The organism is Eubacterium sp. AF19-12LB (assembly GCF_003479125.1).
GTDB classification, from domain to species: Bacteria; Bacillota; Clostridia; order Lachnospirales; family Lachnospiraceae; genus Eubacterium_U; species Eubacterium_U album.
Genome location: NZ_QUGP01000009.1, coordinates 55,328 through 68,195, shown reverse-complemented (window position 1 = coordinate 68,195; position 12,868 = coordinate 55,328). Strand labels below are relative to the sequence as shown.

The 12,868-nt window shown below is 35.7% G+C and carries 16 protein-coding genes; 5 read left to right on the top strand and 11 right to left on the bottom strand.

All coding sequences use genetic code 11. The annotated features are described in order from the left end of the window. Positions 1-35: 35 nt before the first annotated feature. A complete protein-coding gene (locus DWX29_RS09815; protein WP_022088776.1) occupies positions 36-1,484 on the top strand; it encodes a D-alanyl-D-alanine carboxypeptidase family protein in 1,449 nt (482 codons plus the stop codon). 29 nt (positions 1,485-1,513) lie between these two features. Then, positions 1,514-2,251 carry a tyrosine-type recombinase/integrase gene (locus DWX29_RS09810; protein ID WP_022088777.1) on the top strand — a complete coding sequence of 246 codons (738 nt, stop codon included), beginning with the start codon at positions 1,514-1,516 and terminating at the stop codon, positions 2,249-2,251. 48 nt (positions 2,252-2,299) lie between these two features. Here DWX29_RS09810 and DWX29_RS09805 read toward each other — a convergent pair whose 3' ends face one another. The 5 genes from DWX29_RS09805 to DWX29_RS09785 all read right to left on the bottom strand — a co-directional run bounded on the left by DWX29_RS09805 (position 2,300) and on the right by DWX29_RS09785 (position 7,680). Beyond that, on the bottom strand, positions 2,300-3,319 hold the full coding sequence (locus tag DWX29_RS09805) for a 3'-5' exonuclease (RefSeq protein ID WP_243053257.1): 1,020 nt from the start codon (positions 3,317-3,319) through the stop codon (positions 2,300-2,302). 1,084 nt (positions 3,320-4,403) lie between these two features. Continuing rightward, positions 4,404-5,795 (bottom strand): tyrosine-type recombinase/integrase, encoded by a 1,392-nt coding sequence (locus DWX29_RS09800; RefSeq protein ID WP_195992920.1) that lies wholly within the window; start codon positions 5,793-5,795, stop codon positions 4,404-4,406. Position 5,796: 1 nt separating this feature from the next. Next, on the bottom strand, positions 5,797-6,786 hold the full coding sequence (locus tag DWX29_RS09795) for a helix-turn-helix domain-containing protein (RefSeq protein WP_118565762.1): 990 nt from the start codon (positions 6,784-6,786) through the stop codon (positions 5,797-5,799). A 120-nt stretch (positions 6,787-6,906) separates the two neighbouring features. Then, the gene (locus tag DWX29_RS09790) at positions 6,907-7,083 is read right to left on the bottom strand and encodes a helix-turn-helix domain-containing protein (RefSeq protein WP_003864535.1); all 177 of its coding nucleotides are present in this window, start codon (positions 7,081-7,083) and stop codon (positions 6,907-6,909) included. 255 nt (positions 7,084-7,338) lie between these two features. Then, a complete protein-coding gene (locus tag DWX29_RS09785) occupies positions 7,339-7,680 on the bottom strand; it encodes a helix-turn-helix domain-containing protein (RefSeq protein ID WP_117499815.1) in 342 nt (113 codons plus the stop codon). Positions 7,681-7,800: 120 nt separating this feature from the next. Between DWX29_RS09785 and DWX29_RS09780 the strand changes: the two genes are divergently transcribed. Next, positions 7,801-8,367, top strand: a complete 567-nt coding sequence (locus tag DWX29_RS09780; RefSeq protein WP_117499816.1) for a flavin reductase family protein — start codon at positions 7,801-7,803, stop codon at positions 8,365-8,367. A 107-nt stretch (positions 8,368-8,474) separates the two neighbouring features. Here the strand turns inward: DWX29_RS09780 and DWX29_RS09775 are convergent, their stop codons facing one another. The 6 genes from DWX29_RS09775 to DWX29_RS09750 all read right to left on the bottom strand — a co-directional run bounded on the left by DWX29_RS09775 (position 8,475) and on the right by DWX29_RS09750 (position 10,546). Next, a complete protein-coding gene (locus DWX29_RS09775; RefSeq protein WP_029471623.1) occupies positions 8,475-8,789 on the bottom strand; it encodes a DUF3784 domain-containing protein in 315 nt (104 codons plus the stop codon). Positions 8,790-8,858: 69 nt separating this feature from the next. Beyond that, entirely contained in the window at positions 8,859-9,254 is a 396-nt protein-coding gene (locus DWX29_RS09770; protein WP_117570147.1) for a DUF6483 family protein, read from the bottom strand. Positions 9,255-9,300: 46 nt separating this feature from the next. Next, the gene (locus DWX29_RS09765; protein ID WP_005342828.1) at positions 9,301-9,489 is read right to left on the bottom strand and encodes a hypothetical protein; all 189 of its coding nucleotides are present in this window, start codon (positions 9,487-9,489) and stop codon (positions 9,301-9,303) included. A 27-nt stretch (positions 9,490-9,516) separates the two neighbouring features. Beyond that, positions 9,517-9,852: a DUF3784 domain-containing protein gene (locus DWX29_RS09760; protein WP_023923463.1), complete on the bottom strand. Its 336-nt coding sequence runs from the start codon at positions 9,850-9,852 to the stop codon at positions 9,517-9,519. Positions 9,853-9,903: 51 nt separating this feature from the next. Next, the gene (locus DWX29_RS09755) at positions 9,904-10,095 is read right to left on the bottom strand and encodes a DUF6019 family protein (RefSeq protein WP_008373533.1); all 192 of its coding nucleotides are present in this window, start codon (positions 10,093-10,095) and stop codon (positions 9,904-9,906) included. Positions 10,096-10,120: 25 nt separating this feature from the next. Next, the gene (locus tag DWX29_RS09750; RefSeq protein WP_117499790.1) at positions 10,121-10,546 is read right to left on the bottom strand and encodes a GNAT family N-acetyltransferase; all 426 of its coding nucleotides are present in this window, start codon (positions 10,544-10,546) and stop codon (positions 10,121-10,123) included. Between the two features lie 382 nt (positions 10,547-10,928). Between DWX29_RS09750 and mobC the strand changes: the two genes are divergently transcribed. Continuing rightward, on the top strand, positions 10,929-11,315 hold the full coding sequence (gene mobC, locus DWX29_RS09745; RefSeq protein ID WP_005334781.1) for a plasmid mobilization relaxosome protein MobC: 387 nt from the start codon (positions 10,929-10,931) through the stop codon (positions 11,313-11,315). Next, positions 11,293-12,846 (top strand): relaxase/mobilization nuclease domain-containing protein, encoded by a 1,554-nt coding sequence (locus DWX29_RS09740; RefSeq protein WP_118565761.1) that lies wholly within the window; start codon positions 11,293-11,295, stop codon positions 12,844-12,846. Before mobC ends, DWX29_RS09740 begins: the two co-directional genes overlap by 23 nt. Positions 12,847-12,868: the final 22 nt, after the last annotated feature.

Below are 12,868 nucleotides of genomic sequence, written 5' to 3'. Positions count from 1 at the left end.
GATTATAACCAACATCAAAATATAGGAGATTAAGAATGAAACGTATATTATCTATGGTCATGATGATTGTTATTACGGTAACATCATTTGGCTTTTGTTCATATAATAGTAACTCTGTTGTAAGTGCAGACACTGTTTCCTGGCCTAGTGGACCGGGATTAGTTGCCGAAACTGCCGTAATGATTGATGCCTCTACCGGTTCAGTACTTTTTGATAAAAAATGCCATCAGAAAATGTATCCAGCCAGTATCACTAAAATCATGACAGCATTACTTACCATTGAAAATTGTAATCTTGATGATACTGTTACATTTTCACAGAGCGCTATTGACACTCTTGAACCTGAAGCAGCCAATATTGGAGCTGTCGTTGGTGAAGAAATGAGTGTTAAAGATTGTTTATATGCATTAATGTTGCAATCCGCTAATGAAGTAGCCTCTGCTTTAGCAGAACATGTTAGTGGAAGTATTGAAGAATTTGCTAAATTAATGAATAAACGTGCTAAACAGGCTGGCGCAAATGATGCTCATTTTGCAAATGCATGTGGACTTTTTAATAAAAAACATTATGTAACCGCTTACGATATGGCAAAGATTATGCAGGCAGCATTACAATATCCGGTATTTAGAGAAATTATTAATTCCTCAAGTTATACACTACCTACAGATAACAAGCGAAAAGAACCTCTTACTATAAGTCAGCGTCATCAGATGGTTCAGCCATGGAATTCCTTCCATTATGACGGAATCATTGGTGGTAAGACCGGTTTTGTAAATGAATCCGGAACAACTTTAGTAACAAGTGCTCAAAGAGACGGCATGACTCTTATTACTGTTGTTCTTAATTCGCCTGGTACAAATTCCTATGTGGATACAACAGCTTTATTAGACTTTGGATTTAAGAATTTTAAATTGACAAATGTATCTGAAAATGATACTAGATTTGAAAACAAATCAACATTTACTAACAATTTTGATTCTATATTTAAAACTAAGCTTCACAGATTATCATTATCTAAAGATGCTGTAGTTGTACTTCCAAAAGATGCTAATTTTGCTGATACAACTTCTACTATTACTTTAAACGAGGATAGTTCTGACGACAACAATACCGTTGCTACGATTTCTTACTCATATGGAAATCATACAATTGGAACTGCTCCTGTTTTGTATAGTGAAGTGTCAAATAAAATAAGTGTTAATGCCACTGTTACTCCTGAAGAATCGACTACAGTTGACACAGAAACTTCTGTAGATTCTGAAAATTCAAATAATTCTTCAAAAGTTTCTGACAAAGACACAACTAAAAAGACAACTAAAAAAGAAACTGTATCAAAGTCTCACTTTAAATTTAGTTCAGCTATATTTAAAATTATAATTATTGCAGTAATTTTAGTTATTTTAGCAGTAATTATTATCTTCTTTAAGAAGAAAATGGACCATTTAAATGCAGTAAGAGCTTCAAAAAGAAGACGTAACCGTTAAAAATCAATGAATTGAAAGGATGGGTTTATATGAATTGGGTTGCACCTATTAAGGATTCTGAAACATTATCAAAATTTAAAGAGGCATTGAAAAACACAGACTATAAATATTACATTATGTTTGAAATTGGAGTTGGAACAGGTTTACAACTTCAGGACATTTTAAATTTCAAAAACAAAGATGTTACTGACAAAGATGAAATCACAGTTGAAATTGGAACAAAGAACATCAAAAATACTTTCAAAATTCCAGAAGATTTGAAGGCAATTATTAAAGATTATACTAAGGGAAAAAATCCTGAAGCATTCTTAATTAGAGGACATGCTTCATCTGATAAACCGGTTTCAAGAGAACAGGCTTATCGAGTTTTAAGATCTGTTGGTCACAAGATTGGCTTAACTTCAATCGGAGCACAGACAATGAGAAAAACTTTTGCTTGGAATTATTATCATGAAACAGGTGATATTTACTACTTACAGAACTTATTTAACCATGCATCACCTTCAATTACATATAGATATATTGGTGAAAAGCCAAATATCGAGATTGTATTGAAGAAAATGACACCACAGGAAAATGAACGTAGCAGATATTTCTTATATCTTAACGGAAGTGGTAAGAACAGATTAAATAATATTATTGATGCTCTTACAAATATTAGAGATAATTTTGATTCTCCTACAAATAACGATGCCTTCTACGGTAAAGTTGATTGCTTATTAAATGAACTTGATTCATTGATGGAGAATTACAACAATACAAAATAATAATAATAAAAAGGACATGTTAACGTTCCCGTCTACATGTCCTTTTTATTATTTGTCATCCAATTCTGATTTTATCTCATCTTCATCCCATATTTCTTCGATGACAATCTCACTATCTAACGATTTTTGTCTTCTCTCTCGTCTTTTTTCCCTAATGCTTTCCTGTTTTTCTCTAATACTTTCTGCTCCCTCTTCATCAGTACTCCTCATGATTTTAACAACAAAGAAACTATCTTCTTCCCGAGGTTTAACTTTTATTTTTCCTCGAACATATCCATGTTCCTGACACTCACCCAAACAATAATACATTTTTCCACTGTCTGAGAACCAATCTATAAGAACTTTTAATGGTTTATCACACACATTACATTTCATACTGCTTACATCCCTGTCAAAAAACATCTCATCTTTACTTAAAAATTCCCTTGAAATATATTTTGTATAAGTAGGAAATCTAACAAATACTTCTTCTTCCTTAATTCTTGGAGAATAAAAAGTATCAATTGAAAGCATTTCTTTTACTTTATCAAAATCCATTGCTTTCATTACTTTAGCAGTATACTCTGCATCACATATAGCTCTATGGAATTGTTCATCTTCTTTGATATTCAATTCTTCAACTGCATATGACAAAGTTCTCTTTATATGACCATCTTCATAACACAAACTATACATTTTTTGCAAATCAACATAAAATAATGGAAATTCTAATATTCTTTCCATCCCATAATGTTTCATGTTCTTCTGCAATTCTGTCAAATCCATTGATCCCCATGTACAAAAGATATAGTCATCTCCGCACCAATTTAGAAAATTTCTTATCACTTTTCTAAAATCTTCACCCGAATTTAACTCTTCTATTGTCAAATGAGTAATTTCCTGGATTTTATAATGCAATCTTTTATAAACTCTAGGTTTTACAACCTGCTGAAATTCATCTACAACTTCTAAATCATCGTTTACTTTAACTGCACCTATTTCTATTATTTCAAATGGTATGTCAGGATGATTATTGTTTTTACCATAAGGATTCTGATTCCATTCCAAATCCATTACAATATAATCCATAATCTCGGTTTTATAACCTTTCCTTTAAATATCGTACTTTACAATTGTATTATAGCAATTGTAACATTTGAGTAATAGGGTATTACACGTACTTTACAATTATCTTATTATTTTAATTACTTGTCAATATGTATTACATTTATATTTTATTTATCTATTTGATTTAATTGTTTATTTTATTCTTAAAAAGTAATAATCTCCATTTTATAGTTTATTTGTTTCTTAATTTTATCCCATGTTTGGCAAAGAGACTTTCTTAAATATTTATTTAAAAATTTAATATTTATTTAAAAATTTATTTTCTTAAAATTTTGTGTTACCATCATTCCTGACAAATAATCAAATTCTGTTTTATTTAAATATTTATTTCCATAAACAATATATTATCCTAAAATAAAAAACCGAAAACTTTGACTACAAAGTTTTCGGTATAACATCCAGGCGTCGCTAAGAGGAGTCGAACCTCCGGCCTACCGCTTAGGAGAGCTCCAACCTATTGTCACTCTCTGTCAATCTGAGGTAAGGTAAACCCATATGGGACACTATTAAAAACTGTTTCCGATTCAATTTGAGTTATTCTGAATACCCCCTCTGTCAAGCTCTGTAAAGCTCTGAAAGTTAGCTGATTGTTTGCTCCAGCTAATAATCGGGGAATGCCTTGATATTACCATCGACATCTGTTATATGACCACCATGCTTCGTACGTTCGATCATGGTAAACAGTATTCAATTAAACTTCCTATCGAAAGCACAAGATATTTTCTTGTCTACAATTAATATACCGCATACGAGACGGTTTGTCCATGCGTTTTTGACTGGCAAATTTTATTCATTAAAAATTTCTGTAACCTTTTCTGTAACGGAATCGAAGAACTTCTAAAAGTCTTTTCTGTTCATCTACATTGGCTTCGAGAAATAATTCCTGTCTGCCTTGTGTTCGTGTATGCTACCAACTATTTGAATTTAAAGATTCATTTATTGATTCATTTGAAGCTTTATTTGTATTATTATTCCGATACTTATTTCTTATATCGTTGCGAATCGTTTTTTCACTAAAATTACACTATTTTTTCACTATTTTTCATTACTTCATCGTCTTCGCCAGTGAATTGAGCAATGCCCGCATCTCTGGATTTGCCAACACTTTTGCCAGAAGTTCCGGATCGATTTCATCAGCAACAGTTGCATTATTATTTTCCTGCTGTACATGCATCTGTGGATCCAGATTCTTCTTCTCATAAAATGCTTCTTCAAAAAGCTCTGCATTTTTCCTTCGGTCATCATCCAGAATATGAGAGTACACATCCGTAACCATATTGACCTGAGCATGGCCGGAATCACCCTGTACCGCCTTGATGTCTCCACCATTCAATTTCAGCTTATAAGTAACGCTGCTATGACGGAAACTGTGAAATACAACCGGTGGGAGATTATAGTCCTCGATCAGTTTTTTTAAAGGACCACGGATTGCTCCATCTCCGAGAGGAAGCCCAAAGGTACTTGCCATAACCAGGTTATAGTCCATATATTCATCACCAAGAATTTCTTTCATTTCATCTTGCTCAGCTTTCCAGTCTACCAGCATATTAGCAACGCTCTTCGGTAAGAATATTTTACGCACACTGCTTTCTGTCTTCGGTGTTTTCAGAATACGGACCGTAGAATTCTTCTTATGATTTGTCGGAAATACCAACAACACATCTTTTCCATCCAATGCATTTAAAGATTCTTTTCTTATACGCTGTGATTCTTTGTTGATGAAGACATATGCACGGTTTTCTTCAATTGCCTCATGAGAAATATCTACACAATCCCAGGTAAGACCAAGCAGCTCACCAAGTCGCAGGGAACATGAGAAAGATAGATTAATTGCGAGCTTTAATCGTTCATCTTCACAGACACTGAGCGCATACATCAATGTATCCGCTGTCCAGATGTCTCTTTTTTGTGATTTATGTTTTGGTACAGTTGCATGAGTACAGGGATTCTTCTCCATCAATTCCCATTTCACTGCCTGCTCAAAACAGTTCCTAAGTAGCTTATTAACATCCCTGACCGTACTGGACGATACAAATTCATTTCGACTGGTTTTATTTAATGGATTGATAACAGCACGCTTCTTTAAAAGACTCTGATAATATCTTTCGATAAATCTGGTATTAATCTCTGACAGCTTTGCATCACCAATAACCGGAAGAATATAGTTATTGATAAGAGAGACATTTCCTTCATATGTAGAAAGTGCCCAGTTTTCTTTTCCATACAATGCAACATATTCTGTAATAAGCTCATCCAGTGTTTTGCATTTACGAACGACAAATGATCCCATCTCTTTTTTATATTCAATTTCTTTTTTTCTTCTCTTTGCTTCGGCTTTTGTTTCATAGGTTTCCCATTTCTGTTTTCTCTCGCCTTTTTCATTCGTATAGGAATAGATTACATTGAATTTTCCGTTTCGTTCTCTTATTGATGCCATATTATTGCATGCTCCTTTCCAAATCTCTTTGTTCCATCCAGTCCTCAAATTCATCCCGAAGGATCCTAACTCGACTGCCAACTTTTATTACTGTGAACTTCCCTTTATCCGCCCACTTGTTGATCATGCTTCTGCTGACCTTTGCCAGATAGGAAGCTTCATCAAAAGTAAGATACTTTATATTTCCATTGCTTCCTCGTATTCCGGTCTGTGATAATTTCTTCCGCCGGAAATTAGCCAGGGCAATATTTTGTTCCTGTGCAAGTTCTTCATAATCATTCGATGGATCCAGCTTATACCGATCCTGACCTTCCAGGAATTTTCGAAAACTCTCTTTTGTGATCCTTTTCTTTTCTGCAATCACAATGAATTCAAAAAAATGATTATACTTTGGATTATCAAGAATTGTATATACTGCGCTTCTGGTTGTTCCAAGCAGCTGTGCCATCTCAGGCATCGTAATTGTTGCATCTTCCAGAAGAGCGTCTTTTTTTCTGTCTTCCTTTGTTCGATACCGGGACTGGCTTTTATACCAGTTCTGAAAAGATTCTTTTGGTATTCGTTTCCAGTAATCGACAATAACAGCTTCCATTTGATTTTTCTTGAGTAAATCATAAACAAGATACTCATCAACACCCAACAGATCCGCAACTTCCTTAACGGAATAGGACCAGGATTTCAATTCTTTCCCTGGTTCTTCTCCGGTAACTTTATGGTATTTAATCTGATTGGCGTACCATTTTTCAAAGCTGGCAATATTGATTCGTATCTTTCCAGCAATCTCTTTAGATTCAAAAACATTTTTATGCACCAGCCAGTATCGATCTGTCTTTTTTAATCCCAGCAGCTTTCCCATTTCCGGCACGGTCATCCAGGTTCTCTTTTGTGTCGGACGCCGTTTGTAAGGACTGTCTTCTGATATCTTTGAAATGATCTCTTCAACATCGTCCATTTCCGGAACTTCTTTTTGTTTCATAATTGCTGTTGCCATTTATTCTTCACTTCCTGTCTTTTTTAGTGTTAGTGTTTTTTCTTATATCATATCTCAAATCCAGATAAAAATTTAGGATGTCGATTGCAGACAAAATCTGCCTGATCAACACCCTGTTTTTTATTGTTCCAAGTTATCGAGCCAGTCATCGAAACTCTTCTTAGAGATGCGATACTTTCCGCCATCCAACTGGATCCATCGGAATTCCTTTTTCTTTAAAAGGTTATAAATAGTAGGTCTGCTGACTCCTAAGATTTCCTGTAACTCTTGAACTGTATAACATCTTTTTTCTGACATTTCTTTATCCTCTTTTCTTTGAAATATGAAAGAAAAATTATCCCTTCATATAACGAAACGCTCAGAGCATGTTTTACAGTGGTCAAAAGCAAATTTTTTTACTTTTTTCTTACGAGTTTTCTTTAATGCAACTCGTAACATTAGATTTTTACATTTTTCATGAAATTAAGTAAAGAAAAAGAGCATATGGAATTGAATCCATACACTCTATGATTACTGGAACTTTATTTCATTTTTAATTCAACAAACTTGAAGTTATCTCTCTGTCAGTCGATTTTCCTCGCCCCAGACACAGAGCTGATCCAGCACCTTCATCAGCGACTTTCCACGTTTAGACAAGGAGTACTCCACTTTCGGTGGAATCTGCGGATACTCGGTACGGATAATCAGTCTATCTGCTTCCAGTTCCTTGAGATTCGTGCTGAGAGTCTTGTCGGAAATGGTTTTCAGATACCGTTTCAGTTCATTGAATCGCACCGTCTCAAACTCCATCAGGCAGTAAAGAATGACCATCTTGTGCTTGCCGGAGATCAGCGACAGTGTGTAGGCAAAGCCGGTGTCCTCGAAATTGGCGTTCTCAATATAATTTTTTATCATTTCACTTTCTCCTAAGATAGTACCTATCATAATTATCAGTACTTGAATTTATAATTTGCATGGATATAATTATAAGCAGGATGAATAGTCCTGTCAATATGATCACAAGGAGGAGTTATCATGAGAACAAAACTGAAAATTACCGAAGGCATTTTCCCCATGCCTGTTCTGATGGTTGCAACTTACAACGAGGACGGCAGCGTCAATGTCATGAACGCCGCATGGGGCACTATGCAGGAGCGGGACACCGTTGTTCTGAACCTTACCGAGACACACAAGACTGTACAGAACATCAAGGCACGGGGAGCATTCACCGTCAGCATTGCCGATGCTGCCCACATAGTGGAAGCAGACTATTTCGGCGTAGAGTCCGGAAATAAAGTCGCCGATAAATTTGCCCGCAGCGGTCTGACCGCCAGCAAAGCAGAAACAGTAGATGCCCCTGTCATCAACGAGTTCCCGATCTGCCTGGAGTGCAGGTTTATCGAGTATCAGAACAATGAATACGGATGTGGCGTCATCGGCAAGGTGGTCAATGTCACTGCCGATGAGAGCGTTATGGTGGATGGAAAAATTGATATGTCTAAGGTCAACGCCATCGCATTTGACCCCTACACCCACGGCTATTATAAAGTCACTGAGCGTGTGGGCGAAGCATTCCGGGATGGCTTAAAGCTGAAAAAGTAAGGTATGCAGAAAAGGAGCTTTCGCATAAGCGAAGGCTCCTTCTTAAAATATGTGGATTTCACAAATTCCGATTTTTCGTTCTCAGCGACTTCCCAATAAATGGGAATTTAACGTTCTCTTTTATGCCTATCAATAAGCAACAAAACAAACATAATAAACCATATCCCCCATGCAATCAAACAACCAATTCCTAGATATTGGATATCTATGATTATTCCAATAATAAAAGGAACTGACATAAACATCATTCTTTTTCCATATGCCTTACACATAGCATTCTCATCGTATTTCTTTCGTTCATCCGCTGATTTCATATTATAACCCGACAAGAAATTAGCAGCTTTTCCTTCTGATTTATAAAACCACATTCCAAACAAAAACATAATCACTGCCATCATAAAGTCAAAAACAATATAGATCATATAATCATAGAACATATAATACAATTTCTCCTTTCAGCCAATCACTCTTATCTCTTTGAATTTTCTACATTACTCCTCATCTTTGACCAAACATAGCAAATCAGTATATCCTGACTGCATAAGTAATTGCTTAAAACCAGAAAGCACTTCTTCTTTTGTATAATTGTTATTTTTCAAAAACTCACTATCCTTCTCACTAAGGTATTGGTAGAAAAGAGCTGCTGCCATTACCTCATTTCTGTCTGTATAATCAATGCTATCTAAAAGTATATTCTCTGCTTCGTTAATTTTCCCAGAATCAATCATATCAAGAAAATCTTTCAAATTTTTCCCTGATACTTCATATTTATTTTCTTTTTCAAGTTCAACAGAAACATACTTTTTCCCAAACATTAAAGAAAATAATACTCTTACCATTTCTTTTATCATTCGCATAATATAGTCTTTTTCGTCTGTGAAATACATTTTTCACCTCCATAACTACCGATTTTCCAACAATACAAGCAGGAAATTATTTATCATCTGTATTGTTTTCCTTTTTCTTATGAGTCGAACCCAAGCAAAGAAATGAAGAACCAAGACATAACCATACTATAGCCATAGAACTTTCATTTCCACTCGTAAAGCCAATAGCTGACGCTATGAAAAACAGAACTGATGCAATGTAAAATAAGATTGATTTGTTTATCCCTTTTTTCATAAATAAGCATCTCCTGCAAACAATAATTTATTTTAATAAATATTTTTTAAACGCTTTATGATTATCAAAGTGGACTTCTCTAAAAAACAGAACTAACCAAATAATATAGGTTGGTATAGCCATATATGGGGTTAAAAGGCAGGATAATGTCGCTCCTGCTAACATTATAACAGTCCATATGAAGCACTGATTTCTTATATCACGAGAGATCTGAGCTTTATCATACATTGCTTGTTCTTCTTTAGAAAATGAATTAAATCCTGAAACAAATTTAGTTGCTTTTTCCTTAAAAATCGCAAATAACACACCTATAATTACAAATGGTATAACCAAAATTATACATGACCAAAATCCTATATTCATAATACATACCTCCTCTTAAAATACCAATTTCTCAGTTTCAAAAGCTGGAAGTTATTGATCTTCTGAATCCAATCCAAGTTCTTTCAGCTCTTTTTCGTTTTGGATATCTTCAACAGTTTTCTTTCCAGTGATAGCACTGTAGGCTTCTTTGATGCCATTTTTCACTGCCCATTTGATAACGAAATACAGCGCAATCAAAATAACAATTGCGGTTCCTCCACTTATACCTAATTCATTCCACATAATTCAATCCTCCAAATTTCGATTTCTATTTTCGTTTCCATAGCATAGTGTACTCTTTTTCACCAGTAGCTTCATCCAAGCCTTCACATTGAATAATGAACGCTTCTCTTTGGTAAAAAGAAATTGCTCTGGCATTCTTCTGGTATACATTTAATCGTAAGCTAACTTTTTTATCCTTAACATAATCTAATAAAAGCTTACCTATGCCACATGACTGCATTTCATCGGAGACAAAAATACCTTCTATATATTTATCATTTAGTCCTACAAATCCTTGTATCATTTTATCTGCTTCAAACACATAAACTTCGTATTGTGACATCATTTCTTTTACTAATTCATAATTACTTTTCCAGTATTGATTGGAAATAAAATAATGGGCTTTCAGATTTGTCTTTAACCATATGTCAGCAATTCTATCGATATCTCCGTTCAGCAACTTTCTAATCATAACAAATTTTCTCCACAACTACATCCTTTATGCTTTTCTCTTTTTTTCATTCTATCACAAGCTCACCATTAATCATCATTTTTTTGATATTTTTTCTTTTCCCCCACTGTAAAACAGTCTCTGAGCGTTTCGTTATATAGAGGGGTACACATACAGAGCAAGATCCACCCATGTTTAACAGTATTGCCATTTGGCATCCTGTTCTCCTATGGGATTTATCTTGATGGGGATCTCCCCATACCCTCTCAATAACAGACGTTTCACTTGTCTGTTGGTTCCACCTAAAGGTGTTCACAGCACTATTTCTAATATCGGAAGGGACAGCCGATATTGAAATATGTGGATTCCCGGCGGGAGGAATAGTCTCAGCGAAAGGAGGAGTATGAGAACAAAAAACAAAGATAAAGAACTGAATCACAGACATTTTATAGGATTACGTCTTACAGATGTCGAACTGGATTTATTAGACCAAGGCGCTGCTTGTTTATCTGTTAGCCGATCAGAATATCTGAGGAAACTTCTATTGGAAAAGCAAATCCATCATCAGATTGAAGTTGTTGCAGACATGAATGATCTCAGAAAACTGGTCAGTGAATATGGAAAAATCGGATCGAATCTCAATCAGATCGCCAAGCATTTTAACAGTGGTGGCAGTCAGTCTCGTGCTATAGAAAATGAAATCCATCAGTGCATCACGGACTTATTCCTATTGAGAAAAGAGGTACTGAAACTGGCAGGTGGTATGAATGGCAATCGTAAAACACATTAAAAGCAGAAATGCAAATTACTCGGCTGCTATCAATTACCTTCTGTTTGAACATGATGAAAAAACCGGGAAAAAGATTGTAGATGAATCCGGACGAAGCATCCTACGAAAAGAGTTTTATATGGATGGACTGAACTGTGATCCGATGTCTTTTGACAAGGAATGTGAACTGACAAATGCTCATTTTCACAAAAATAAGAAACGTGAAGATATCAAAAGTCACCACTACATTATCAGCTACGATCCAGCCGATGTTACAGAAAACGGTCTTACCGGAGAGAGAGCACAGGCAATCAGTTTGGACCTTGCAAAGCAGATGTTTCCCGGATATCAGGCACTGGTGGTTACGCATACTGATGGTCACAATGAATCCGGAAATATCCATACTCATATCGTCATCAACAGTGTGCGAAAGACTGCAGTGGAAAGGCGGCCTTATATGGATAAACCACATGAGGAAGCCGCCGGTTACAAGCATCGATCCACTGATAAATTCATGAACACTTTTAAGAAAACCGTCATGGATCGGTGCCAACAGGAAGGACTTCACCAAATAGATCTTCTTGCACCGGCTGAGAAAAAAATCACTCAGAAAGAGTATATGGCACAGAAACATGGCCAACAAAAACTGGATGAGATCAATCAGAAAATCATCGAAGATGGTCTCAAGCCAACATCCACCGTGTTCCTTACACAGAAAGAATATTTGCGAAATACAATTGATGAATGTGCTGCCACATCCAATAGTTTTGATGAATTCCAATCCAAACTTCTGGAACAATTTCAAATCTCTGTGATTGAGCATCGTGGCAGATACAGCTATCTTCATCCTGATCGACAGAAGCGGATTACTGAACGTGCACTGGGAACACGATATGGAAAAGAATACCTGGAACAGACCTTCTTACGCAAGGATCCATTGGCCATTCTCTACATCAGATCTCACCTGCGCCTGGTTGTAAATCTCCAGACAAATGTGAAAGCAATGCAGAGCCCGGCTTATGCTCATCGGGTAAAACTTTCTAACCTGCAGCAAATGGCAAATACCATTATCTATGTGCAGGAACATGGATTTGATACGCAGTCAGATCTGAAAAACACACTGCTTGCCTCAAAGCAGGAACTAAAAGAAATGCAGACACAGGTTGCTCAGCATCATTCCGATCTAAGAATCCTCAACAATCAGATCCGTTATACCGGACAGTACTATGCAAATAAGGAAGTTTATTCCCAGTTTTCAAAAGCAAAGTACAAAGGAAAGTACCGGAAAGAACATGCGAAGGAAATTCAGAAATATGAAGAAGCCAGAGATTGGCTGAGATCCTTTTATCAGGATGGAAAGATGACAAGCCTAAAAACCTTGACTTTACAAAAAGAAAAACTGCAACAGCAGATAGCTTCCGAAGAAGAAGCAATAAGCAGCTTGAAAGAAAAATTAAAAGATTTGGATACTGCCGATCAGAATGTTGATTTCATTCTTCAGATGCAGATTCCGGAACCAGTAAGATCAAAAACCAAGGATCTCGAAAGATAACCATCACAAAACAAAGGAGGAA

Excerpts from the sequence above, each read along its gene's own strand:
- DWX29_RS09815 (WP_022088776.1), top strand. The coding sequence starts at position 36 with ATGAAACGTATATTATCTATGGTCATGATGATTGTTATTACGGTAACA.
- DWX29_RS09810 (WP_022088777.1), top strand. The coding sequence starts at position 1,514 with ATGAATTGGGTTGCACCTATTAAGGATTCTGAAACATTATCAAAATTT.
- DWX29_RS09805 (WP_243053257.1), bottom strand. The coding sequence starts at position 3,319 with ATGGATTATATTGTAATGGATTTGGAATGGAATCAGAATCCTTATGGT.
- DWX29_RS09800 (WP_195992920.1), bottom strand. The coding sequence starts at position 5,795 with ATGGCATCAATAAGAGAACGAAACGGAAAATTCAATGTAATCTATTCC.
- DWX29_RS09795 (WP_118565762.1), bottom strand. The coding sequence starts at position 6,786 with ATGGCAACAGCAATTATGAAACAAAAAGAAGTTCCGGAAATGGACGAT.
- DWX29_RS09790 (WP_003864535.1), bottom strand. The coding sequence starts at position 7,083 with ATGTCAGAAAAAAGATGTTATACAGTTCAAGAGTTACAGGAAATCTTA.
- DWX29_RS09785 (WP_117499815.1), bottom strand. The coding sequence starts at position 7,680 with ATGATAAAAAATTATATTGAGAACGCCAATTTCGAGGACACCGGCTTT.
- DWX29_RS09780 (WP_117499816.1), top strand. The coding sequence starts at position 7,801 with ATGAGAACAAAACTGAAAATTACCGAAGGCATTTTCCCCATGCCTGTT.
- DWX29_RS09775 (WP_029471623.1), bottom strand. The coding sequence starts at position 8,789 with ATGATCTATATTGTTTTTGACTTTATGATGGCAGTGATTATGTTTTTG.
- DWX29_RS09770 (WP_117570147.1), bottom strand. The coding sequence starts at position 9,254 with ATGTATTTCACAGACGAAAAAGACTATATTATGCGAATGATAAAAGAA.
- DWX29_RS09765 (WP_005342828.1), bottom strand. The coding sequence starts at position 9,489 with ATGAAAAAAGGGATAAACAAATCAATCTTATTTTACATTGCATCAGTT.
- DWX29_RS09760 (WP_023923463.1), bottom strand. The coding sequence starts at position 9,852 with ATGAATATAGGATTTTGGTCATGTATAATTTTGGTTATACCATTTGTA.
- DWX29_RS09755 (WP_008373533.1), bottom strand. The coding sequence starts at position 10,095 with ATGTGGAATGAATTAGGTATAAGTGGAGGAACCGCAATTGTTATTTTG.
- DWX29_RS09750 (WP_117499790.1), bottom strand. The coding sequence starts at position 10,546 with ATGATTAGAAAGTTGCTGAACGGAGATATCGATAGAATTGCTGACATA.
- mobC (WP_005334781.1), top strand. The coding sequence starts at position 10,929 with ATGAGAACAAAAAACAAAGATAAAGAACTGAATCACAGACATTTTATA.
- DWX29_RS09740 (WP_118565761.1), top strand. The coding sequence starts at position 11,293 with ATGGCAATCGTAAAACACATTAAAAGCAGAAATGCAAATTACTCGGCT.